The organism is Streptomyces sp. PH9007, from assembly GCF_059813725.1.
On the sequence record NZ_CM187440.1, the window covers coordinates 431,299 to 454,826 of the forward strand.

The following is a 23,528-nucleotide window of genomic DNA, read 5'->3' on the forward strand; positions in this document are numbered from 1 at the left end:
CCGGTGTTACGGGCGGGGCTCCCGGCCGCCCGCCAGCCGCTCCCGCACCCGCTCGGCGACATCCGCGTACCGTGCCTCGGCGCCCCGCCGGGTCGGCTGGTAGTAGCGCTTGTCGCGGACCGCGTCCGGCGCGTACTGCTGGGCGGCGATGCCGTCCGGCAGATCGTGCGGGTACTGATAGCCCGCCCCGTGCCCCAGCTTCTGCGCGCCCTTGTAGTGGGCGTCCCGCAGATGTTCGGGCACCGGGCCCGCAAGACCCGCCCTGACGTCCGCCAGCGCGGCGCCGATCGCCACCGTGGCCGCGTTGGACTTGGGCGCCAGGGCCAGCGCGATCACGGCCTGGCTCAGGGTCAGCGACGCCTCGGGGAACCCGATCATCGCCACCGCCTGCGCCGCCGCCACCGCCGTGGTCAGCGCGGTCGGGTCGGCCATCCCGATGTCCTCGCTCGCCGAGATCATCAGCCGTCTGGCGATGAACCGCGGGTCCTCCCCCGCCTCGATCATCCGCGCCAGGTAGTGCAGCGCCGCGTCCACGTCCGAGCCGCGGATCGACTTGATCAGCGCACTGGCGACGTCGTAGTGCTGGTCCCCGTCCCGGTCGTAGGTGACGGCGGCCCGGTCCACGGCCTCCTCCAGGGAGGCCAGGGTGATCTCCGGCTCCCCCTTGGCCAGCGCCGCTCCCGCTCCGGCCTCCAGCGCCGTGAGCGCCCGCCTGGCGTCTCCCCCGGCGATCCGGAGCAGATGGGCCTCGCTGTCCTCCGGGAGCCCCACCGCCCCGTTCAGCCCGCGCTCGGCGGCCACCGCGCGGTGCAGCAGCCCGCGCAGATCGTCTTCCGTCAGCGGCTCCAGGGTCAGCAGCAGCGACCGGGACAGCAGCGGTGAGATCACCGAGAAGTAAGGATTCTCCGTGGTGGCGGCGATCAGCGTCACCCAGCGGTTCTCCACCGCCGGCAGCAGCGAGTCCTGCTGGGCCTTGCTGAAGCGGTGGATCTCGTCGAGGAAGAGGACGGTGTCCCGGGCGTAGGCGCCGGAGGAACGGCGGGCGCCCTCGATGACCGAGCGCACCTCCTTGACCCCCGCGGTGATGGCCGACAGCTCCACGAAGCGCTTGTCGGTGGCCTTGCTGACCACATGGGCGAGGGTGGTCTTGCCGGTGCCCGGCGGCCCCCACAGGATCACCGAGGAGGGGCCGGCGGGACCGCCGCCGCCCTCCCCCACCAGCCGGCGCAGCGGCGACCCGGGGCGCAGCAGATGCCGCTGCCCCAGGACCTCCTCCAGCGTGCGCGGGCGCATCCGTACGGCCAGCGGGCTGGCGGACGGGTCGCGCTCCTGACGGTCTTCCGCGGCGGCGGTGAACAGATCGGGCTCCACACCGGAAACCCTAAGTCACCCCACTGACAGCCGGGCGGGAGCGCCCCCGGCGGCTCAGCCCGTCCAGAAGTCCCACCAGCGGGTGAGGATCAGCATGCCGATGATCGCGACGTGCACCACCGGGAACAGCCAGTGGAACTCCTCGAAGGTGCGCTTCACACCGGCGGGCGCCGGGATGATCCCGTGCCGGATGTTGTGCGCCGTGGTGTACCAGAACATGAAGATGGTCGCGACCCACGCCAGGCAGCACCACAGGCACAGCGCGCTGATCTCGTACAGCGACTGGTACTGGAGCCAGGTGCAGAAGGCGACGCCGAAGAGCGTGCCGCCCTGCAGCCCCAGCCAGAACCAGCGCCGGTAGCGGGCCCCGGCCAGCAGCCCCATGCCGATCGCGATCACCGCTCCGTAGGTGACCAGGCCGAGCATCGGATTGGGGAATCCGAAAACCTTGGCCTGCTCGCTCTCCATGATGGAGCCGCAGGAGACGATCGGGTTGAGGCTGCAGGCCGGGGTGAAGTCCGGGTCCTCCAGCAGGTGGAACTTGTCCAGGGTGATCACCCAGGCGGCCAGCAGGCCCATGAAGCCGGTGATCACCAGCAGCAGCGCGAAACCGCGACCCGCCCCCACCTCCCCGGGCGCGTCCTGAGCAGGCTCCTGGGTCCGTTCCACATCTACCGCCGATGCCGTCATCTCGCCATTCCCGCTCGTCGTCGGATACGGCCCCAATTCTGCACCAGCGGGGACCCCTGCCAAGGGTCCCGTGTCACCCGTTCGGCCTACCCGGTCGGCCGAGCAGTCGCGTCAGCTCGCTGACCAGCGCGTCCGCGGGGACGGGCCGCTGCTCCCCGCTGGCGAGGTCCTTCAGCTGGATCACGCCCTCGGCCAGATCGCGCTCGCCCGCCACCAGCGCGTACCGGGCACCGCTGCGGTTGGCCGCCTTCATGGCCGCCTTGAGCCCCTTGCCGCCGTACGCCAGGTCCGCCGCGATCCCGGCCCGGCGCACCGTGGTGACCAGGGAGAACAGCGTGCGGGCCGCTGCCTCGCCCAGCGGCACCGCGAAGACGTCGGTGCCGGCGGGCAGGTCCAGCTCCACGCCCTCCGCGCGCAGGGCCAGCACCGTGCGGTCCACGCCCAGGCCCCAGCCGACCGAGGGCAGCGCGGGGCCGCCGATCATCTCCGAGAGCCCGTCGTAGCGCCCGCCGCCGCCCAGCGCGGACTGGGATCCCAGGCCGCCGTGGACGAACTCGAAGGTGGTGCGGGTGTAGTAGTCGAGACCGCGCACCAGCTTGGGGTCGTCCTCGAAGACGATGTCGGCCGCGGTCAGCAGCTCACGGACCCGCTCGTGGTACTCCTCGCACGCCGTGCACAGGTGGTCGCGCATCATGGGGGCCCCGGTCAGCTGCCGCTGCACGGACTCCCGCTTGTCGTCCAGCACCCGCAGCGGGTTGATCTCGATCCGGGCCCGGGTGTCCTCGTCCAGGTCCAGGGCGCGCAGGAACTCCTGGAGCGCGGCCCGGTAGGCGGGACGGCACTCGGCGTCGCCCAGCGAGTTCAGCAGCAGCCGCACCCGGGTCAGCCCGAGCGCCCGGTAGGCGTCGGCCGCCATGATGATCAGCTCGGCGTCCAGTGCCGGGTCCTCGGCGCCGACCGCCTCGGCACCGACCTGGGAGAAGTGCCGGTACCGGCCGGCCTGCGGGCGCTCGTAGCGGTAGAAGGAGCCGGAGTACCAGAGCTTGACCGGCAGGTTGCCGGCCCGGTGCAGATTGGCCTGGAGCGCGGCGCGCAGCACGGACGCGGTGCCCTCGGGGCGCAGCGCCAGGTGGTCGCCGCCCTTGGTGGTGAGGGTGTACATCTCCTTGGTGACGATGTCGGTGGACTCACCGACCCCGCGGGAGAACAGCTCGACGTTCTCGAATCCGGGGGTCTCGACGTAGCCGTAGCCGGCCCGGCGCAGCGGCGCGGCCATCGCCTCGCGGACCGCGAGGTAGCCGGCGGAGTCGGGGGGCAGCAGGTCGTAGGTGCCCTTGGGGGCGGAGAAGGTGCTCACGGAAAGACGTCTTCACATTCCTCGTCGCGGCGCCGGGGTGTCCCCGGCGCCCTGGCCGGCGGCGACCTCCCGCAGATACGGGTTGGTGGCGCGCTCGGTGCCGATGGTGGTCTGGGGGCCGTGCCCGGACAGGACGACCGTGGAGTCCGGCAGCGGCAGGCACACGCGTGCCAGCGAGCGCAGGATCTCGGCGTGGTCGCCGCCGGGCAGATCGGTGCGTCCGATGGAGCCGGCGAACAGCAGGTCACCGGAGAAGAACACCGGGGGGACGTCCCCGGTCTCCGGCATCCCGAAGGTCACCGACCCCTGGGTATGGCCCGGGGCGTGCGCGACGCCGAACTCCAGACCGGCCAGCTCCATGGTCGTGCCGTCGGTCAGCTCGCGCAGATCGCCGGGCTCCCCCACGGTCAGCTCGCCCAGCAGCCGCTGCCCGATGGCGCTGCCGAGGGCCTTCTCCGGGTCGGCGAGCATGGAGCGGTCCCGGGGATGGATCCAGGCGGGCACGTCGTGGGCGCCGCACACCGGCACCACCGAGGCGACATGGTCGATGTGGCCGTGGGTGAGGAGCACGGCGACCGGCTTGAGCCGGTGCCGCTCGATGGTGGCGGCGACTCCCCCGGCGGCCTGGTGCCCGGGGTCGATGATCACGCACTCCTCGCCGGCGGCGGGGGCGACCAGATAGCAGTTGGTCCCCCAGGCCCCGGCGGGGAAGCCAGCGATGAGCACAGGCGTCCTTATGTGGTTCTCGGCTTCGGCTGTGATCGGAAAGCCTACCGGCGACGGTACGGGGCGGGCGAACCCGTATACGGTGGCGCAAGGCTTACCGGGGAACGTCAGGAGGAGCGCGGTGGTCAGCAAAGAGCAGCGGCGCAAGCAGCTCGCCCGGGCGAAGTGGGAACGCCAGCAGGAGCGCCGCGGTGATCGGTGGCGCAAGGCACGGCGGCGCAAGGCCGTGCTCGCCGCCGTGCTGGTGGTGCTGGTGGCGGGTGGCGGCACGGCGGTGGCCATGGGGGTGTTCTCCGGCGACGACGACACCGCGGACGCGGCGGCCCAGGATCCGCTGGACCAGGAGACCGAGGCCCCGCCGGCGGAGGATCCCTGCGCGGCGCCCGCCGAGGGTGAGCCCTCGCAGCAGCAGTGGGACGCGGAGCCGGAGCTGACGGTGGACACGTCGGCGGCCCACACCATGCGGCTGGCGACGACCTGCGGTGACATCGAGATCGCGCTGGACGCCGAGGCGGCCCCGCGCACGGTCAACTCCTTCGCGTTCCTGGCCGGGGAGGGCTATCTCGACCACAGCCCGTGCCACCGGCTGGTGACCGAGGGCATCCACGTGCTGCAGTGCGGCGACCCGACCGGTACGGGTACGGGCGGCCCCGGCTACAACATCCCGGACGAGAACCTGGACGCCCCCGAGGTGGCGGACGGGATCTACCCGGCGGGCACGGTGGCGATGGCCAACCAGTACAACCCGCAGGAGGACAGCGGCCGGGACTCCGGCGGCAGCCAGTTCTTCCTGGTGTACGAGGACAGCCCGCTGCCGCCCGACTACACCCCGTTCGGTACGGTCACCGGGGGTCTCGACGTTCTGGAGACCATCGTGGCCGCGGGCAACACCACCGACCCGACGACCGGGAACACCCCGCCGAACGCCACCGTGGTGATCGACTCGGCGACGGTGGAGGCCGGCTGAGGCGCGCCCGGCGGGAATTTCCGTTCCGTCAGGGGCGGACAGCCGGGCGGAGCGTCGCCTATGTTTGGCGGGGACAGGGCCCCTCGCCGGTCAGGTGGGCCCGAAAGCCGGATGAGACCGGATGAAATTCGTGGAAGATGCCGTGGCACAACGCACCGCGGCATCGTGTGAGGGAGGCGCCGTGAGCGACGCACGACAGGCTGCCGGGCCGCAGACAGACACCGAGTCGACACTCGGCCTGCCGGGCGGCGAAGCGAACGAGGCAGCGGCGCGCGACGCACGGCAGGATGCCGGAGCGCGGCCGGACACCGTACCGGTGCCCGGCCCGTCGGGCCCGGAGGCGAAGGCAGTGGCCACGGGCGACGCGGGCACCCCGGCGGCGGGCACCCCGGCGCCGAGCGGGACGGCCGGCGACGGCGAGGCCTGGGGCCGGGTCGACGAGACGGGCACCGTGTACGTCCGCACGGCCGACGGGGAGAAGACCGTCGGCTCGTGGCAGGCCGGTTCGCCGGCCGAGGCGCTCGCGTACTTCGAGCGCAAGTACGAGGGCCTGGTCGTGGAGATCGATCTCCTGGAGCGCCGGGTGCGCACCACCGACCTGGCCGCCAAGGACGCCCAGACGGCCATCGGTCATCTGCGCGAGCAGGTGGACGCGGCCAACGTCGTGGGCGACCTGGCGGCCCTGGGGCGCCGGCTGGACCAGCTGGGCACGGTGGTCGAGGAGCGCCGTCGCGAGCGCAGGGCGGCCCGCGCCAAGCAGGGCGAGGAGGCCAGGACCGCCAAGGAGGCGCTGGTCGCCGAGGCCGAGGAGCTGGCGGGCAGCGAGCAGTGGCGTTCGGCCGGCGAGCGGCTGCGGGCCCTGGTCGACACCTGGAAGGGCCTGCCGCGGCTGGACCGCAAGGCGGACGACGAGCTGTGGCACCGCTTCTCGCAGGCGCGTTCGGCGTTCTCCAAGCGCCGCAAGGCGCACTTCGCCTCGCTGGACGCGCAGCGCGAGGAGACCCGGCGCCGCAAGGAGAAGCTGATCGCCGAGGCGGAGGCGCTGTCCTCGTCCACCGACTGGGGTGTGACGGCGGCCCGCTACCGGGAGCTGATGACGGAGTGGAAGGCCGCGGGCCGCGCGCACCGGGACGCCGAGGAGGATCTGTGGACCCGCTTCCGGGCCGCACAGGACGTCTTCTTTCAGGCCAGGAGCACGGTCTTCGCCGAGCGGGACGGTGAGCAGCGGGAGAACCTGACCCGCAAGGAGGAGCTCGCCACCGAGGCGGAGAAGCTCCTGCCGATCACCAACGTGAAGGCGGCCCGGGCGGCGCTGCGCTCCATCGGGGAGCGCTGGGAGGCCATCGGCCACGTGCCACGCGACGCCAAGAACGCCATCGAGGGCCGCTGGCACGCGGTGGAGCGGGCCGTGGCGGAGGCCGAGGAGTCCGAGTGGCGGCGCACCAACCCGGAGGCGCGGGCACGCGCGGCGGGGCTGACCGGCCAGTTGCAGGACGCGGTGGACAAGCTGCGCCGGCAGGCCGACCAGGCGCGCGCGGCGGGCAACAACGCCAAGGCGGAGAAGCTGGAGCGGGAGCTGGCCGGCCGGCAGGCGCTGCTGGACCAGGCGCTGAAGGGCCTGGCCGAGTTCGGCGGCTGAGCGGGCGGCACGTGAACGGCGGTGGCCCCCGTACGGAGATGGTCCGTACGGGGGCCACCGCCGTTCGCCGTCAGGGGCGCCGGGCCGAGGTCACCCGGTAGACGTCGTAGACGCCCTCGACGCCGCGTACCGCCTTCAGGACGTGCCCCAGATGCTTGGGGTCGCCCATCTCGAAGGTGAACCGGGAGGTGGCGACCCGGTCCCGGGAGGTCTGCACCGCCGCGGACAGGATGTTGACGTGCTGGTCGGAGAGCACGCGGGTGACGTCCGACAGCAGCCGGGAGCGGTCCAGCGCCTCGACCTGGATGGCGACCAGGAAGACCGAGGACTGGGTGGGCGCCCACTCCACGGCGAGCATCCGCTCCGGCTCGCGGGAGAGCGCGTCCACGTTCACGCAGTCGGTGCGGTGCACCGAGACGCCGTTGCCCCGGGTGACGAAGCCGATGATCGGGTCGCCGGGCACCGGCGTGCAGCAGCGGGCCAGCTTCACCCACACGTCGTCGGTGCCCTTGACCACCACACCGGGGTCGGCGCTGGAACGGCGCCGGCCACGGGTGGGCATCGGCGGGGCGGTCTCGGCGATGTCCTCGCTGGCGGCCTCCTCGCCGCCCACGGCCTGCACCAGCTTCTGCACCACGCTCGGCGCGGACACATGGCCCTCCCCGATCGCCGCGTAGAGCGAGGAGATGTCCGGGTAGCGCATCTCGTGGGCGAGGGTGACCAGCGAGTCGCCGGTGAGCACGTGCTGGATCGGCAGGTTCTGCTTGCGCACCGCGCGGGTGAGCAGGTCCTTGCCCTGCTCGATGGCCTCGTCGCGGCGCTCCTTGGAGAACCAGCCACGGATCTTGTTGCGGGCCCGCGGGGACTTGACGAAGCCCAGCCAGTCCCGGGAGGGTCCGGCGCCCTCCGCCTTGGAGGTGAAGATCTCCACGGTGTCGCCGTTGTCCAGGGTGGACTCCAGCGGCACCAGCCGGCCGTTCACCTTGGCCCCTATGGTGCGGTGCCCGACCTCGGTGTGCACCGCGTAGGCGAAGTCCACGGAGGTGGAGCCGGCCGGCAGCGCGATCACATCGCCCTTGGGCGTGAAGACGAACACCTCGTGCCGGGACAGGTCGAAGCGCAGCGACTCCAGGAACTCCCCGGGGTCCTCGGTCTCCTTCTGCCAGTCCAGCAGCTGCCGCAGCCAGGCCATGTCGTTGACGCCCTCGCCCTTGTCGCCCTTCTTGGGGGCGTCGGAGCGGATCTTGGAGGCGCCGGCCTGGGCCTGCTGCTTGTACTTCCAGTGCGCGGCGATGCCGTACTCGGCGCGCCGGTGCATGTCGAAGGTGCGGATCTGGAGTTCGACGGGCTTGCCGCCAGGACCTATCACGGTGGTGTGCAGCGACTGGTACATGTTGAACTTCGGCATCGCGATGTAGTCCTTGAACCGCCCAGGAACCGGGTTCCAGCGGGCGTGGACCGTGCCGAGCGCCGCGTAGCAGTCGCGGACCGTGTCCACCAGGACCCGGATGCCCACCAGGTCGTAGATCTCGGCGAAGTCCCGGCCGCGCACGATCATCTTCTGGTAGACGCTGTAGTAGTGCTTGGGCCGCCCGGTGACGGTGGCCTTGATCCGGGCGCCGCGCAGATCGGCGAGGACCTCGTCGATGACGGTCGCCAGGTACTCGTCGCGCTTGGGGGCGCGCTCGGCGACCAGCCGGACGATCTCGTCGTACATCTTGGGGTAGAGGATGGCGAAGGCCAGGTCCTCCAGCTCCCACTTGATGGTGTTCATGCCCAGCCGGTGGGCCAGCGGGGCGTAGATCTCCAGGGTCTCGCGGGCCTTCTGCTCCTGCTTCTCCCGCTTGAGGAACCGCATGGTGCGCATGTTGTGCAGCCGGTCGGCGAGCTTGATGACCAGGACCCGCGGGTCCTTGGCCATGGCCACCACCATCTTGCGCACGGTCTCGGCCTGGGCGGCCTCGCCGAACTTGACCTTGTCCAGCTTGGTGACGCCGTCCACCAGCAGCGCCACCTGGTCGCCGAAGTCGCGGCGCAGGGTGTCCAGGCCGTACTCGGTGTCCTCCACCGTGTCGTGCAGCAGCCCCGCCATCAAGGTGGCCGGGTCCATGCCCAGCTCGGCGAGGATGGTGGTCACCGCCAGCGGATGGGTGATGTACGGGTCGCCGCTCTTGCGCTTCTGGCCGCGGTGCCAGCGCTCGGCGACCTGGTAGGCGCGCTCGATCTGGCGCAGCACGGCGGTGTCGGCCTTGGGGTCGTTCGCGCGGACCACCCGCAGCAGGGGCTCCAGGACCGGGTTGTACGGGGTGGAGCGCTGGACACCGAGCCGCGCGAGCCGGGCCCGTACCCGGTTGGAGGAGCCCGAGCGTCCCGAGACCCCGGAGACGGCGGCCGGGGGCGCCGGGGCGCGGTTGTCCGGACCGTCACGCCGGGTGGTGGCCGGGGACGGTGCGGCGTTCTTCCGCTGGGTGGAGGTGAGCGGCTGGGCCTCGTCGGGCAAGGGCACTCCTTCTCGGGCCCTGTCCCGCCCGGGGGCGGTCGGGACAGGGAGCGGTACTCCGGGCCACGGGGGCCCAAGGAGAGTCCGGCCGGGAAACGATCGGACTGCCATGGTAACGAGCCTAGGCCAACCCTTCCCGCCGGGCGCCGTGCGGGCGGACGGCGCGGGGCCCGGACGCGCGAGCGCCCCGGAACCGTGCCGGGCACGGTTCCGGGGCGCTCAGGCCCGTTGTCAGAGCGTGATGAGGGAGTGCAGCGGGGCGCCGTCCAGCTCGGACAGCACCCGGTCGCGGCCGGAGAGGAAGGACAGCTCCAGCAGCACCGCGAGCCCCGCCACCTGGGCGCCGGCCCGGCGGATCAGTCGCAGTGCCGCCTCGGCGGTCCCGCCGGTGGCCAGCACGTCGTCGATCACCAGCACCCGGTCGTGGGCGCTGAGGTCCTCGGCGTGGATCTCTATCTCCGCCGTGCCGTACTCCAGCTCGTAGCGCTGCCCGAGGGTGGCGCCGGGGAGCTTGCCGGCCTTGCGGGCCGGGATGAAGCCGATGCCGGCGCGTACGGCCACCGGGGCGGCCAGGATGAAGCCGCGGGCCTCCAGGGCGACCACCTTGGTGGCGCCGCTGGTCAGGGCGATCTCCGCCAGGGCGTCGGTGAGGGCGCCGAAGGCGGCCGGATCGGCGAGCAGCGGGGTGATGTCCTTGAAGACCACGCCCGGCTCGGGGTAGTCCGGCACATCACGGATGCGGTCGAGCAGGAGTTCCCGCAGCCCGGCCGCGTCGGGGGTCACCGAGGTCATCGGTTCACCGCCGCTTTCCGGACGGGCGGTTGCGGCCCCGGGAGCGGGAGACCGGCTGGCGCCGCGGACCGACCACGGCGCCGGCCGCGCTCTCGTCCGGGCCCTCGTCGTCGCCCGCGTCCCCTGGCGTGTCGTCGGCCTCGGCCTCGGACCCCGTGCCGGTCTTCTCCTCCGCCTCGCGCTTCGCCCGCTTGGCCAGCACCTTCTTGTCGTGCGCCTTGATCGAGGGCTCGTGCATCTTGAAGTCGGCGACCATCGGGGTGGCGATCACGATGGAGGAGTAGGCACCGGCCGTCAGACCCACGAACAGCGACAGCGCGATGTCGTTGAGCATCCCGCCGCCCAGCACCCCGCCACCGATGAACAGCAGCGCGGCCACCGGCAGCAGCGCGACGACCGAGGTGTTGATCGACCGCACCAGGGTGCCGTTCAGGGAGCGGTTGGCCAGCTCGCCGTAGGTGTAGTTGGTCTGCTTGGTGAAGTTCTTCGTGGTCTCCTTCAGACCGTCGAAGACGACCACCGTGTCGTACAGCGAGTAGCCGAGGATGGTCAGCAGACCGATCACCGTGCCCGGGGTGACCTCGAAGCCCACCAGCGCGTACACCCCGACCGTGATGGTGAGGTCGTGGATGAGCGCGATCAGCGCCGCCATGGCCATACGCCACTCGAAGGCGATGGCGAGGTAGATCACTACCAGCACCATGAAGATGGCGAGACCCTGCCAGGCCTTGTTGGCGATCTGGGAGCCCCAGCTGGGGCCGACGAGTTCCGCGTTCAGTTCCTGAGTGGGGATGCCCAGCTCTTCGGCGAGTGCTTCGCGGGTGATGTTGGACTGATCGGTGTCCAGGCCGGAGACCTGGATCCGCAGCGACCCGTCGTTGCCCAGGGACTGCACCAGGGCCTGGCTGCCGGACGCCTCCTCGGCGACCTCCCTGGCCCGCTCCACGCTGACATCGGTGGCCTCCGTGGTGAAGACCGCCCCGCCCTCGAACTCCACGCCCATGTGCAGGCCCCGGACCCCGAGGCCGGCGAAGGCGAGGATCGTGATGAGGATGGAGACGCCGTACCACAGCCGGCGCTTGCCGACGAAGTCGTAGCCGATCTCACCGCGGTGGAGCTTGGCTCCGATATCACCGAGCCGTGACATCTCACGCCTCCTTCGGGTCGCTGGGAACGGTGACCGGCTTGTAGCTGCGGCGCATCGGGGGCTGGATGCCCAGACGCTTGGGGTCGAGCCCGGACCAGGGGTGGCCGCCGGAGAAGAACTTCTTCTTGGCCAGGATCGTCATGACCGGCTTGGTGAACAGGAAGACCACGACGACGTCCAGGGCCGTGGTCAGACCCAGGGTGAAGGCGAAGCCCTGCACCTTGCCGACCGAGACCACGAAGAGCACGGCCGCTGCCAGGAAGGAGACGAAGTCGGAGACCAGGATGGTGCGCCGGGCGCGTGGCCAGCCCCGTTCCACGGCGGTGCGCAGCGTGCGGCCCTCGCGGATCTCGTCCCTTATGCGTTCGAAGTAGACGATGAAGGAGTCGGCGGTGATACCGATGGCGACGATCGCGCCACAGACGGCCGGCAGGTTCAGCGCGAAGCCGATGGCCGGGCCGAGCAGGGCCATGATCGAGTAGGTGAGGATGCCGGAGACCACCAGCGAGGCGAGCGCGATCAGCGACAGACCCCGGTAGTAGACGAGCATGTAGAGCACCACCAGGGCGAGACCGATCCCACCGGCGATCAGACCGGCCTTCAGCTGCTCGCCGCCCAGCATGGGCGACACGGTGGTGACGCTGGACTCCTCGAAGGTCAGCGGCAGCGCGCCGAACTTCAGGACGTTGGCCAGGTTCTCGGCGCTCTCCTGGTCGAAGGTGCCGGAGATCTCGGCGTTGCCGCCGGACAGCCGCTGGGCGACGCTGGGCGCGGAGACGGTCTCGCCGTCCAGCACGATGGCGAACTGGTTCTGCGGCGAGGGCAGGGCGGCCAGCTCGCCGGTGACGTCCGCGAACTGGTTGGCGCCGGAGTTGGTGAACTCCATCTGGACGATCCAGCCCTGACCGCGCTGGGTCTCGTAGATCGCGTTGGCGCTGCTCACGCCGGTGCCGGGCACGGCGACCGGGCCCAGGGCGTACTTCCAGACGCCGTCCGTGTCACAGGAGACGATGGGCTGGTCGGTGTCCGCCTGGGCGGCCGCCTCGCGGGCGGCGTTCCGGGAGTCGTCGGTGGAGCAGTCGAGCGCCTCGAGGCGGGCCTGGAGATCCGCGGCCTCCTGCTGGGCCGGGTCGGTGGCGGGGTCCTCGGCGGTGTCGCCGGAGTCGTCCGTGGCGGCGTCGTCCGTACGGAAGGAGGCGGTGGTGGCGGTGGCTGCGCCGCTGCCGGACGGGGCCAGGCTCTGGTCCGTGGTGCCCTCGCCCTGGTCGCCGCTCTCGCCCCCGTCCCCGGTGTCGCCGGTGTCCGCGGAGTCCCCCGCGCCGTCCGTGTCCCCGGTGTCGGCGGATTCCTCGCCCTGGCCGGCGTCCTCGTCCGTGCCCGGGTCGGTGCCGTCACCCTGTTCGGTGCCGTCACCGCCGTCGTCGGGCAGCGGGAGCGCCGAGCCCACCGAGAGCACCGGCCGGAAGCCCAGTTCGGCGGTGGTGCCGACCTGCTGCCTGGCCTGTTCGCTGTCGGTGCCCTTGGGGATGTTGACGATGATGTTCCGGTCGCCCTGGGTCTGGACCTCGGCTTCCTGGACACCCAGACCGTTGACCCGGCGCTCGATGATCGAGACGGCGGTGTTCAGATTGGTCGGGTTGATCGCGGACTGGTTCTTCTCGTCCGTCGTCGCCGAGAGCGTGATGCTGGTGCCCCCGGCCAGGTCGATGCCCAGCCGCGGGGTGGTGTGCCCGGAGGCGAACATCCCCGCCGTGAGCCCCGCCACGATCAGCACGATCAGCACCAGGGGGCGCCACGGCTTCCCCTGACCTCCGGACAGGTCCCGCTTCCTGGGGGACCGGAAGTCGTTCTTCGGTGTCGCCACCTTCTCGTCTCTCTCTGCCTACGACCCGCGCCCGGTGCCGGCCACGCGGACGGGCGGGGTGATGGACGGGCGGACCGGTGCGCCCGTGCCCCGGCGGGGCGGGCGGCACCGGCGGCTCAGGACTTGGTGGACCCGTTCTCCCCGTCGCGCGTGGAGTCGTCGGTCTTGGCGTCGCCGTCGGCGGCGGCCTCGGCGCCGTCCTTCTTCCCCAGCTCGACCCGGTCCGTGTCATCCGCGTCGGCGCCCTCGGTCAGGGAGGAGGCGTCGTCCGGTACGACCGGGGCGTCCTCGTCGTCGTAGGGCGACTCACCGCTCAGGATGCGCTGGTACTCATCGTCGTCGAGCACCGCCCCGATGGCGTTCTTGGCGAACAGGGCCTGCGTACCGGAGGAGAGCTCCAGGAGGACGGTGTCCTCCCGCACCTCCTTGACCTCGGCATACATCCCGCCGATGGTCCGCACGCCGGTGCCGGGCTCCATCGAGTCACGCATTTCCATGGCCTGCCGCTGCCGGTTCTTGGCCGACCGCGACATCAGGAACATGACGCCGATGAGAAGAATGAAGGGGAAGAGAAAAGCGATATCCACGGTGGAGGAATTTCCTTCGTATAACCGCTGACGCGGCCGTGTATTCGGGGGGCGGGGGCGCCGTCCGGGTCGGATGACGTCGGCGGAGTCTAACGAGGCTGCGCCTGGGGAACAACGTCTCGGATGCTATCGGAGTTCCGTTCCAGCGTAAGCCCGTGCGATCAGGACTCGAACAAGCCTTCTGGTGACCCGCCGGCCGCCGCCGCGCCCTGCGGGGGCCGCAGTCCGAGGTGCTCCCAGGCCGCGGGGGTGGCCACCCGGCCCCGGGGGGTACGGGCCAGCAGTCCCTCGCGCACCAGGAACGGCTCGGCGACCTCCTCGACGGTCTCGCGCTCCTCCCCCACCGCCACGGCCAGCGTGGACAGGCCCACCGGGCCGCCGCCGAACAGCTTCAGCAGCGCTTCCAGGACGGAGCGGTCCAGCCGGTCAAGGCCCCGGCCGTCCACCTCGAAGACCGCCAGGGCCCGGGACGCCGCCTCCCGCGTGACCACCCCGTCCCCCTTGACCTGGGCGTAGTCCCGCACCCGGCGCAGCAGCCGGTTCGCGATGCGGGGGGTGCCCCGGGACCGGCCGGCGATCTCGGCCGCTCCGCCGTCGGTGGTCTCCACCTCCAGCAGCCGCGCGGAGCGCTGGATGACCCGCTCCAGCTCGGCGGGGGCGTAGAACTCCATGTGGCCGGTGAAGCCGAAGCGGTCGCGCAGCGGCGGCGGCAGCAGTCCGGCCCGGGTGGTGGCCCCGACCAGGGTGAAGGGCGGCAGCTCCAGCGGGATGGCGGTGGCACCGGGGCCCTTGCCGACGATGACGTCGACGCGGAAATCCTCCATGGCCATGTAGAGCATTTCCTCGGCCGGCCGGGACATCCGGTGGATCTCGTCGAGGAACAGCACCTCGCCCTCGGTGAGCGAGGACAGGATCGCGGCGAGATCTCCGGCGTGCTGGATGGCGGGCCCCGAGGTGATGCGGATGGGGGCGCCCATCTCGGCGGCGATGATCAGGGACAGCGTGGTCTTGCCGAGCCCGGGGGCGCCGGAGAGCAGCACGTGGTCGGCGGTGCCGCCGCGGGCCCGGGCGGCGCGCAGCACCAGGTCCAGCTGCTCGCGGACCTTGGGCTGGCCGACGAATTCCGTCAGGTCCTTGGGCCGCAGCGCGGCCTCGGCCGCCAGCTCCTCGCCCTCGGCGGTGGCACCCACCAGCCGGCCGGTGTCCTGCGGTGGCTCTTCGTCCCAGTTCATCGGGGCTGTCCTCGTCTTCTTCCGGATGGCCCCGTGTTCAGCGGGCGCGGTTGAGGGTTTGCAGGGCGGCGCGCAGCAGGCGCGGGACCGGGACCTGGGTGCCGTCGGCGGCGACCGCCTCGGCCTGCGGGGCGATGGTCGTGATCGCCTCCTCGGCCTCCCGGGGGGCGTATCCCAGGCCGGTGAGCGCGGTCATCAGCTGCTCGCGCCAGTCGGGCGGCCCGGAGGGGGCGGGGGCGGCGGGGCGGCGGGGGCCGCCGACCGGCTCGCCGAGCCGGTCCTTGAGTTCGAGGAGGAGCTTCTGCGCCCCCTTCTTCCCGATGCCGGGGACGGCGGTCAGCGCCTTCTCGTCCCCGGCGGCGATCGCCCGGCGCAGTCCGTCCGGGCTGTGCACCGCGAGCATGGCCTGGGCCAGGCGGGGGCCGACGCCGGAGGCGGTCTGGAGCAGCTCGAAGACCTGCCGCTCGTCGTCGTCGGCGAATCCGTACAGGGTCAGGGAGTCCTCGCGGACCACCAGCGAGGTGGCCAGCCGGGCGTTCTCCCCCACCCGCAGTGCGGCGAGGGTGCCCGGGGTGCACTGCAGGGCCATGCCGACGCCGCCGACCTCCACCACGGCGGTGTCGGGGGCGAGGGCGGCGACGGGTCCTTGGACAAAGGCGATCACGGTTCGATGGTGCCCTTCGCAACTCGTACGGGCGGGGTGCGCCGCGCGCCGGGGGCGGCCGCGGTGGCCCGCGCCAGCCGCTGCTGGGCGGCGCCGCGCCAGATGTGACAGATGGCCAGGGCGAGCGCGTCGGCGGCGTCGGCCGGTCTGGGTGGTGCCGACAGCCGCAGCAGCCGGGTGACCATGGCGCCGACCTGGGCCTTGTCGGCCCGGCCGCTGCCGGTGACGGCGGCCTTGACCTCGCTGGGGGTGTGCAGGGCCACCGGCAGGCCGCGCCGGGCGGCGCACAGCATGGCCACGGCGCTGGCCTGGGCGGTGCCCATCACGGTGCGCACGTTGTGCTGGCTGAAGACCCGTTCCACCGCGACCGCCTCGGGTCGGTGCTCATCGAGCCATTCCTCGATACCGCGCTCGATAAGCACCAGCCGCTCGGGGGTGTCCTGCTCGGCGGGGGTACGGACCACGCCGACCGCGACCATCCGCAGCGGACGCCCGGCGTCGCCGTCCACCACGCCGACCCCGCAGCGGGTCAGCCCCGGGTCCACGCCCAATACCCGCACCGCACTCCCTCGCTCCCCGTGCCGTGACCGGCACTCGGCCCGAAGGCTATCGGCCCCCGCTGACAAGGGGGGTGAGCGGGCGTCAGGCGTCGACCTTCGCCATGATGTCGTCGGCGACATCGAAGTTGGCGAAGACGTTCTGCACGTCGTCGCTGTCCTCCAGCGCGTCGATCAGCTTGAAGATCTTGCGCGCGCCGTCCTCGTCCAGCTCCACCTGCATGGTGGGCAGGAAGCTGGCGTCGGCCGAGTCGTAGTCGATGCCGGCGTCCTGGAGGGCGGTGCGCACCGCGACCAGGTCGGTGGCCTCGCTGACCACCTCGAAGGACTCGCCGAGGTCGTTGACCTCCTCGGCGCCGGCCTCCAGCACGGCGTCCAGCACGTCGTCCTCGGCACGGTCGGCCTTGGGGACGATGATGACGCCCTTGCGGTTGAACAGGTACGACACGGAGCCCGGGTCGGCCATCGAGCCGCCGTTGCGGGTCATGGCGACGCGCACGTCCGAGGCGGCCCGGTTGCGGTTGTCGGTGAGGCACTCGATGAGCACCGCGACGCCGTTGGGACCGTAGCCCTCGTACATGATCGTCTGATAGTCGGCGCCGCCCGCCTCAAGACCGGCACCACGCTTGACGGCGCGGTCGATGTTGGTGTTCGGGACGGAATTCTTCTTCGCCTTCTGCACGGCGTCGTACAGCGTGGGGTTGCCGTCCAGATCGGCACCGCCGGTCCGGGCCGCGACCTCGATGTTCTTGATCAGCTTGGCGAAGAGCTTGCCGCGCTTGGCATCGATCACGGCCTTCTTGTGCTTGGTGGTAGCCCACTTAGAGTGGCCGGACACAGCCTTGCTCCTTCAGATGTCACCAACAGAAACCAGTGCCGGAGATCCTACCGCCAGCGGGTCAATCCGCCCGCCGCACCATCTCGGTGAACAGCGCGTGGACCCGGTGGTCGCCGGTCAGCTCCGGGTGGAAGGCCGTGGCCAGCAGGTTTCCCTGCCGTACCGCGACCGGATGGCCCTCGTGACGGGCCAGCGCGGTGGCGCCGGCGCCCAGCGACTCCACCCACGGTGCGCGGATGAACACCCCGTGCACGGGGCCGCCGCTCACCCCTTCGAGGTCGACGGCGGCCTCGAAGGACTCGTTCTGCCGGCCGAAGGCGTTGCGGCGCACGATCATGTCGATGCCGCCGATGGTCTCCTGGCCCGAGCGCGGGTCGAGGATCTTGTCGGCGAGCAGGATCATGCCGGCGCAGGAGCCGTAGACCGGCAGCCCGGCCCGTACCCGCTCGCGCAGCGGCTCCAGCAGGCCGAAGGCGGTGGCCAGCTTGGAGATCGTGGTGGACTCCCCGCCGGGGAGCACCAGACCCTGTACCGCGTCGAGTTCGGCGGGGCGGCGGACGGCCCTGGCCTCGGCGCCCACGGCGGTGAGCGCGGCCAGGTGCTCCCGCACGTCGCCCTGGAGGGCGAGCACGCCCACCACCGGGGCGGTGGGCGTGCTCGTGGGGGGTGTCGCAGTCATCGCGATTACCAGCCGCGCCCTGCGTAGCGCTCGGTCTCGGGCAGGGTGTCGATGTTGATGCCGACCATGGCCTCGCCCAGGCCGCGGGAGACCTCGGCGATGACCTTGGGGTCGTCGTAGAAGGTGGTGGCCTTGACGATGGCGGCGGCGCGCTGGGCCGGGTCGCCGGACTTGAAGATGCCGGAGCCGACGAAGACGCCCTCGGCGCCGAGCTGGCGCATCAGCGCGGCGTCGGCGGGGGTGGCGACACCACCCGCGGAGAACAGCACGACGGGCAGCTTGCCCAGCTCGGCGACCTCGCGGACCAGCTCGTACGGGGCGCGCAGCTCCTTGGCCGCGGCGAACAGCTCGTGGTTGTCCAGGGCGCGCAGCCGGCCGATGTCGCCCTTGATCTGCCGCATGTGCCGGACCGCCTCGACGACGTTGCCGGTGCCGGCCTCGCCCTTGGAACGGATCATGGCGGCGCCCTCGGAGATCCGGCGCAGGGCCTCGCCGAGGTTGGTGGCACCGCAGACGAAGGGGGTGGTGAAGGACCACTTGTCGGTGTGGTTGACCTCGTCGGCCGGGGTCAGCACCTCGGACTCGTCGATGTAGTCCACGCCCAGCGCCTGAAGGACCTGGGCCTCCACGAGGTGGCCGATGCGGGACTTGGCCATCACGGGGATGGAGACGGCCTCGATGATGCCGTCGATCATGTCGGGGTCGGACATCCGGGCGACCCCGCCGTCCTTGCGGATGTCAGCCGGCACCCGCTCCAGGGCCATGACCGCGACCGCTCCGGCGTCCTCGGCGATCTTCGCCTGCTCGGGGGTGACGACGTCCATGATCACGCCGCCCTTGAGCTGCTCGGCCATGCCGCGCTTGACGCGGGCGGTGCCGGTCTCGGGGGTCTGAGGGGTGCTGGGGGACGTGCTGGACACGAATTGACCTCACTCGGCAGTTAATAATGCGACATGACCATCGTAGGCCCGGACGAGCGGGAGCCACGAACGGCCCGGTTCCCGGGCGGCGACCGGGGCCACCGCATGCGATGACACCCGGTGGCCGGTCGTGCGGCAAGGGCCAATCCGTGGTCAGTGGCCTGCGGCGGTGAGCGCGGCCGGCGGCTCGTCGTCCATCTCGAAGGCGAGCGGGAAGGGCGCGTGCCCGGCCAGCCGGAACCAGCGCACCGTACGGTGGCGGCGCAGCGCGCGGGCCGCCCGCACCGCGTCGTTGTGGAACCGCCGCGCCATGGGCACCCGGCGCACCGCGGCCTCCAGCTCACGCACGGTGTCCTCCCCGCCGGGGGCCTCGCGCACCGCCTCGACCTGGTCGCTCTCCCCCAGCACCGCGCGCAGCGCCTGGCTCAGCTCGCTCTCGGCGACCTCGCGCTGCTCGTCCTCGGCCTGCCGCGCGGCGTGCGCGGCCTGGTTGAGCACCATGGAGGCGGCCGGATCGAAGATGCCCGAGGTCGCCACCTCCTGCGCGACGGAGGCGCGGCGCAGCAACTGCGCGTCGAGCGCGGCGCGGGCCGCGTCGATCCGGGCGTGCAGCCGGTCCAGCCGTCCGGCCGTCCAGCTGAGGTACACGCCGACCAGCACCAGCGCGAGGGCGATCCACAGGGGCCAACTGAGAAGAGTCACGGCCGGTCACCCTATCGGGCCACCGGCGCGGCGCCGGACGCGACTAGTTGTATTGCCCTGTGAGGTTGGGGACGCGGCTGGCGGGTGGTTTGCCTGCGAGCGCGGTGTGTCCGCGGTGGTGATTGTAGGTGTGTAGCCATTGCGGGAACGCGTCGCGTCGTTCCTGCTCGGTCCGGTAGGGGCGGGCGTAGGCCCACTCGTCCAGCAAGGTCCGGTTCAGCCGCTCAACCTTGCCGTTGGTCTGGGGCCGGTAGGGCCGGGTTCGCTTGTGAGCGATCCCGGCCTGGGCCATGGCCTGGCGCCAGTCGTGGGACCGGTAACAGGCCCCGTTGTCGGTCAGGACGCGTTCGACGGTGATTCCGGCTTGCTCGAAGAACGCCTGGGCGCGTTGCCAGAACGCGGCGGCGGTGTCTTTCCTCTCGTCGGTGTGGATCTCGCTGTAGGCGAGGCGGGAGTAGTCATCGACGGCGGTGTGCAGATAGCTGTAGCCGGCGCCCGCGCGGGTCTTGCGGCCTGCCTGGCGGCCCAGGACCTTGTGTCCGCCACCGTCGGGAATGTTGCCGAGTCTCTTGATGTCGACGTGCACGAGTTCGCCGGGCCGTTCGCGTTCGTAGCGGCGTATGACGCGGCCGGTGGCCCGGTCCAGATGCGTGAGCCGGGCCAGCCGGTAACGGGTCAGGACCCGGTGGACCGTGGAGGGCACCAGCCGCAGCAGATGAGCGATCCGTGCCGGCCCCCACCGACGCACCACGCGGACCTTGATGATCCGGCGTTCGGTGCGGGTCGGGGTCCGGCGCGGGCTGCTGCGTGGCCGGGAGGTCCGGTCGCACATCCCGCCCTCGCCCTGTTCGCGGTAGCGGGCCGCCCACCGTGCCGCGGTGGTGGGTGAGACCTGGAAGCGTTCAGCGGCCCGGCGCAGAGGCCATCCGTCATCCACGACGCAGCGGGCAAGCCGCAGACGGCCGGTCTCGGTCAGGGGTGCGTTACGGTGAGGCACGAGGGCCTTTCTGGTCGCCGGTGCAGATGTCGCAATCCACACCAGGCCAGAAGGCCCTCACCCATATCAAGACCAACCAACCGTGAACCCCGTCACCAACCTCTGTGATCAGTACAACTAGGGCTTGTCTGACGGATAGCGCCGGTCAGGCCCGCGGTGTCTGGTGCGGTGCATCGCAAGGCGCGGGGGCGCCCTCGTAGTGGGCTACTCGGGCGTCTCTGCAACGCAGCGAGGTGCCGTGCCAGACGCCGCGGGCCAGGCGGGATCCGTCAGACAAGCCCTACGCCTTGGAGTCCCCGGATTCCCTGCCGTCCTTCGCCTCCCGGGTCTCCTTGCTCTCCCGGGACAGGCCCAGCCGCCCCAGCAGCCCGACCCGGTCGTCGGGGGCGACCGCACCGGCGCCCGCGGTGACCGTCTCGTAGACCGCGAGGATGTCGTTGCCGACCGTGGACCAGTCGAAACGCCGGACATGGCGGCTGCCGTACGCGCGCAGCGCGTCCCGGCGCGCGGGGTCGCCCAGCAGCGCCACCGTCGCGGCGGCGAGGGCGTCCGCGTCCTCGTTGGGGAACAGCTCCCCCGCCGCGCCGCCGTCCAGCACCTGGGCGAACGCGTCCAGGTCGCTGGCCAGCACCGGCGCCCCCGCGGACAGCGCCTCCACCAGGATGATCCCGAAGGACTCGCCGCCGGTGTTGGGCGCGATGTACACATCGACGCTGCGCAGCAGCCGCGCCTTGTCCTCGTCGCTGACCATGCCCAGGAACTCCACCCGGGAGCGCATCTCGGCGGGCAGCGAGGCCACGGCCTCCTTCTCGTCGCCCCGCCCGGCCACCAGCAGCCGGGTATCCGGGCGTTCGGCGAGGATCTTGGGCAGCGCGCGCATCAGCACCGGGAGGCCCTTGCGGGGCTCGTCGATCCGGCCGATGAAGCCGATCGTCCCGCCCTGCCACTCCGCCTTGGGCTCGGCGTCGGCGAAGAAGCCGACGTCCACCCCGTTGGGGATCAGCACGGCGTCGCCGCCCAGATGCTCGACCAGGGTGCGGCGCGCGTACTCGCTGACCGCGATCCGGGCGCTGATCTTCTCCAGCGCGGGCTGGAGGATCGGATAGGCGGTGGCCATCGCCCGCGAGCGCGGGTTGGAGGTGTGGAAGGTGGCCACAATCGGGCCCTTGGCGGCCCAGCAGGTCAGCAGGGCCAGCGAGGGCGCGGCCGGCTCGTGCACGTGCAGCACGTCGAAGTCCCCGTCGTGCACCCAGCGGCGTACCCGGGCGGCGGACAGGAAGCCGAAGTTGAGCCGGGCCACGGAGCCGTTGTACGGCACCGGGATGGCCCGCCCGGCGGCCACCGCGTACGGCGGCAGCACGGTGTCCTCGTCGGCCGGAGCCAGCACGGACACCTGGTGGCCCTGCCGGATCAGGTGCTCGGCCAGGTCGCGGATGTGGAACTGCACCCCGCCCGGGACGTCCCAGGAGTAGGGGCAGACGATGCCGATTCTCATGCCGCGCGGTCCTCCCGCTGTGCGGCGCCCGCCTCGCCGGGGCGCGGTTCGAGATCGGCCAGCCACAGCCGCTGGAGCATGTGCCAGTCGTGCGGGCGCCGGGCGATGCCGGCGGCGAAGCAGTCGGCCAGCGCCTGGGTCATGACGGTGGTCCGCTCGGCGCGGGTGCCCTGCTCCGGGACATCGACGGCGGGGTGGACGCGGCCCTTTATCACCTTGGTCTCGTCGTACCACAGCTCGACCGGGAACAGCGCGGCCCCGGTCTGCTGGGCGAGCAGCGCGGGCCCGGCCGGCATCCGGGTCGGCTCGCCGAAGAAGTCGACCTGCACCCCGGAGGCGGACAGATCGCGGTCGGCCACCAGCGCGACCACCCCGCCCTTGCGCAGCCGGCGGGACAGTATCCCGAAGGCGGAGCCGCCGGTGTGCGGCACCACCTCCATGCCCAGGCCCTCGCGGAAGGCGACGAAACGGTCGTACAGCGTCTCGGGCTTGAGCCGCTCGGCGACCGTGGTCAGCGGTATGCGCAGTTCGGTGACCAGCCAGGCGCCGGCCACGTCCCAGTTCCCGCAGTGGGGCAGCGCGAGCACCACGCCGCGCCCCTCCTTGAGGGTGTCGGTGACGAGGTCGAAATCGGCCACGTAGAAGCAGTCCCTTATGCGCTCCTCGCCCCACACCGGCAGCCGGAAGGACTCGATCCAGTACCGCAGGTAGGAGCGCATCCCCTCGCGCGACAGCTCGCGCAGCCGCTGGGGGGAGGCGTCGGGGACCACCCGGGCGTAGTTGGCCTCCAGGCGCTGCACCGCGGGCCCGCGGCGGCGCCACACGGTGTCGGCGACGCGCCGGCCCAGGGCCATGGCCGCCGGTTCCGGCATCCGTTTGACGGTGGCCCAGCCCAGGCCGTAGAGCGCGTCGCTCAACCGCTGCTTCATGCCCCTCCGTTCCGCGCCGCCTCGGCCGCGTCCGCGGCGTCCGCCTCGGCGGACTCCCGGCGTACGGTGACCACCCGCTGCACGATGGTGACCAGCGAGCCGATGGCGACCACCCACAGGGCGATCGGCAGCAGCACATCGATGTGCGGGACGGAGAAGGTGCGTTCGAAACCGGCGAGGCCCGTCAGCACCAGCGTGATGGTGAGCCGTTCGGCGCGTTCCACCAGGCCGTTGACCTTGACCGGCAGCCCGATGCTCTCGCCCCTGGCCTTGGTGTAGGAGACCACCTGGCCGCTGGCCAGGCAGACCAGGGTCACCGCGCACAGCAGCAGGTCATCACCGTTGCCGGCGAACCACAGCGCGAGCGCGGAGAAGATCGCCGCGTCGGCGACCCGGTCCAGCGTGGAGTCCAGGAACGCGCCCCACCGGCTGGAGGTGCCCAGCTGGCGGGCCATGTTGCCGTCCACCAGGTCGGAGAAGACGAACAGCGTGATGACGATCGTGCCCCAGAAGAACTCGCCGCGCGGATAGAAGGCCAGTGCTCCCGCCATCACTCCGGCGGTTCCGACGCAGGTCACGGCGTCCGGGCTGACCCGCAGCCGCAGCAGCAGCGCGGCGAACGGCGTGAGGACACGCGTGAAGAAAGCCCGCGCGTACTTGTTGAGCATGACCTTCCCAGGGGTCGGTGACGGGCCGGATGGTCGAACGGCCACCGGCCGCCCCATCGTAGTCACGCCGCGGGCTGTCAAGGGCGCCGAGGTCGACCGGGCCGCAAATCGCCGTTGTGGGCCCGGCGCGGGGCCCCGCGCCGCTAGGCTGACCCCGGCGTGCAGGTGTGCCGGACCTCCCGGAGGGGAACGGGCCACCCGGGCGGC

22 protein-coding genes are annotated in these 23,528 nt (G+C 71.8%); 2 read left to right on the forward strand and 20 right to left on the reverse strand.

All coding sequences use genetic code 11. The annotated features are described in order from the left end of the window. Positions 1–6: 6 nt before the first annotated feature. From ACTFAP_RS01775 to ACTFAP_RS01790, 4 genes are all read right to left on the reverse strand, one after another. Positions 7–1,371: a replication-associated recombination protein A gene (locus ACTFAP_RS01775; RefSeq protein ID WP_436981868.1), complete on the reverse strand. Its 1,365-nt coding sequence runs from the start codon at positions 1,369–1,371 to the stop codon at positions 7–9. Positions 1,372–1,425: 54 nt separating this feature from the next. After that, positions 1,426–2,061 carry a vitamin K epoxide reductase family protein gene (locus ACTFAP_RS01780; protein WP_030727121.1) on the reverse strand — a complete coding sequence of 212 codons (636 nt, stop codon included), beginning with the start codon at positions 2,059–2,061 and terminating at the stop codon, positions 1,426–1,428. Between the two features lie 73 nt (positions 2,062–2,134). After that, positions 2,135–3,418 carry a histidine--tRNA ligase gene (hisS, locus tag ACTFAP_RS01785; protein ID WP_495683223.1) on the reverse strand — a complete coding sequence of 428 codons (1,284 nt, stop codon included), beginning with the start codon at positions 3,416–3,418 and terminating at the stop codon, positions 2,135–2,137. 12 nt (positions 3,419–3,430) lie between these two features. Next, positions 3,431–4,144, reverse strand: coding sequence for an MBL fold metallo-hydrolase (locus ACTFAP_RS01790; protein WP_436981864.1), 714 nt, complete (start codon positions 4,142–4,144; stop codon positions 3,431–3,433). Between the two features lie 121 nt (positions 4,145–4,265). On the opposite strand from ACTFAP_RS01790, the gene ACTFAP_RS01795 reads away from it, so the two are divergent. Together ACTFAP_RS01795 and ACTFAP_RS01800 are read left to right on the forward strand one after the other, a co-directional pair. Next, complete coding sequence (locus ACTFAP_RS01795) at positions 4,266–5,111, forward strand: peptidylprolyl isomerase (RefSeq protein ID WP_500468034.1); 846 nt, start codon at positions 4,266–4,268, stop codon at positions 5,109–5,111. Between the two features lie 451 nt (positions 5,112–5,562). Continuing rightward, positions 5,563–6,750, forward strand: coding sequence for a DUF349 domain-containing protein (locus ACTFAP_RS01800; protein ID WP_495684868.1), 1,188 nt, complete (start codon positions 5,563–5,565; stop codon positions 6,748–6,750). Between the two features lie 70 nt (positions 6,751–6,820). Here ACTFAP_RS01800 and ACTFAP_RS01805 read toward each other — a convergent pair whose 3' ends face one another. The 16 genes from ACTFAP_RS01805 to pgsA form a co-directional block, all read right to left on the reverse strand. Then, a complete protein-coding gene (locus ACTFAP_RS01805; protein ID WP_030727139.1) occupies positions 6,821–9,250 on the reverse strand; it encodes a RelA/SpoT family protein in 2,430 nt (809 codons plus the stop codon). Positions 9,251–9,481: 231 nt separating this feature from the next. Beyond that, positions 9,482–10,042 (reverse strand): adenine phosphoribosyltransferase, encoded by a 561-nt coding sequence (locus ACTFAP_RS01810; RefSeq protein WP_500468035.1) that lies wholly within the window; start codon positions 10,040–10,042, stop codon positions 9,482–9,484. Between the two features lie 4 nt (positions 10,043–10,046). Beyond that, entirely contained in the window at positions 10,047–11,189 is a 1,143-nt protein-coding gene (gene secF / locus ACTFAP_RS01815; protein WP_500468036.1) for a protein translocase subunit SecF, read from the reverse strand. 1 nt (position 11,190) lies between these two features. After that, positions 11,191–13,053 carry a protein translocase subunit SecD gene (gene secD / locus ACTFAP_RS01820; RefSeq protein WP_390125125.1) on the reverse strand — a complete coding sequence of 621 codons (1,863 nt, stop codon included), beginning with the start codon at positions 13,051–13,053 and terminating at the stop codon, positions 11,191–11,193. A 116-nt stretch (positions 13,054–13,169) separates the two neighbouring features. Continuing rightward, the gene (gene yajC, locus ACTFAP_RS01825) at positions 13,170–13,640 is read right to left on the reverse strand and encodes a preprotein translocase subunit YajC (RefSeq protein ID WP_495683227.1); all 471 of its coding nucleotides are present in this window, start codon (positions 13,638–13,640) and stop codon (positions 13,170–13,172) included. 161 nt (positions 13,641–13,801) lie between these two features. Beyond that, positions 13,802–14,872: a Holliday junction branch migration DNA helicase RuvB gene (ruvB, locus tag ACTFAP_RS01830; RefSeq protein ID WP_495683228.1), complete on the reverse strand. Its 1,071-nt coding sequence runs from the start codon at positions 14,870–14,872 to the stop codon at positions 13,802–13,804. 37 nt (positions 14,873–14,909) lie between these two features. Next, a complete protein-coding gene (ruvA, locus tag ACTFAP_RS01835) occupies positions 14,910–15,536 on the reverse strand; it encodes a Holliday junction branch migration protein RuvA (protein ID WP_500468037.1) in 627 nt (208 codons plus the stop codon). Then, positions 15,533–16,096, reverse strand: coding sequence for a crossover junction endodeoxyribonuclease RuvC (ruvC, locus tag ACTFAP_RS01840; protein ID WP_500468038.1), 564 nt, complete (start codon positions 16,094–16,096; stop codon positions 15,533–15,535). The genes ruvA and ruvC overlap by 4 nt, the downstream gene beginning before the upstream one ends. A gap of 82 nt (positions 16,097–16,178) precedes the next feature. Beyond that, positions 16,179–16,931, reverse strand: a complete 753-nt coding sequence (locus ACTFAP_RS01845) for a YebC/PmpR family DNA-binding transcriptional regulator (protein ID WP_030727170.1) — start codon at positions 16,929–16,931, stop codon at positions 16,179–16,181. A 61-nt stretch (positions 16,932–16,992) separates the two neighbouring features. Continuing rightward, on the reverse strand, positions 16,993–17,610 hold the full coding sequence (gene pdxT, locus ACTFAP_RS01850; RefSeq protein WP_500468040.1) for a pyridoxal 5'-phosphate synthase glutaminase subunit PdxT: 618 nt from the start codon (positions 17,608–17,610) through the stop codon (positions 16,993–16,995). Positions 17,611–17,615: 5 nt separating this feature from the next. Beyond that, entirely contained in the window at positions 17,616–18,530 is a 915-nt protein-coding gene (gene pdxS, locus ACTFAP_RS01855; protein ID WP_400011303.1) for a pyridoxal 5'-phosphate synthase lyase subunit PdxS, read from the reverse strand. Between the two features lie 153 nt (positions 18,531–18,683). After that, the gene (locus ACTFAP_RS01860; protein ID WP_030727188.1) at positions 18,684–19,232 is read right to left on the reverse strand and encodes a LemA family protein; all 549 of its coding nucleotides are present in this window, start codon (positions 19,230–19,232) and stop codon (positions 18,684–18,686) included. A 43-nt stretch (positions 19,233–19,275) separates the two neighbouring features. Beyond that, on the reverse strand, positions 19,276–20,229 hold the full coding sequence (locus tag ACTFAP_RS01865; RefSeq protein WP_500468041.1) for an IS481 family transposase: 954 nt from the start codon (positions 20,227–20,229) through the stop codon (positions 19,276–19,278). A gap of 280 nt (positions 20,230–20,509) precedes the next feature. Further along, the gene (locus ACTFAP_RS01870; RefSeq protein ID WP_500468042.1) at positions 20,510–21,724 is read right to left on the reverse strand and encodes a glycosyltransferase family 4 protein; all 1,215 of its coding nucleotides are present in this window, start codon (positions 21,722–21,724) and stop codon (positions 20,510–20,512) included. Then, positions 21,721–22,653 carry a phosphatidylinositol mannoside acyltransferase gene (locus ACTFAP_RS01875; protein WP_390125145.1) on the reverse strand — a complete coding sequence of 311 codons (933 nt, stop codon included), beginning with the start codon at positions 22,651–22,653 and terminating at the stop codon, positions 21,721–21,723. The genes ACTFAP_RS01870 and ACTFAP_RS01875 overlap by 4 nt, the downstream gene beginning before the upstream one ends. Further along, on the reverse strand, positions 22,650–23,321 hold the full coding sequence (pgsA, locus tag ACTFAP_RS01880; RefSeq protein ID WP_390125147.1) for a phosphatidylinositol phosphate synthase: 672 nt from the start codon (positions 23,319–23,321) through the stop codon (positions 22,650–22,652). The genes ACTFAP_RS01875 and pgsA overlap by 4 nt, the downstream gene beginning before the upstream one ends. Positions 23,322–23,528: the final 207 nt, after the last annotated feature.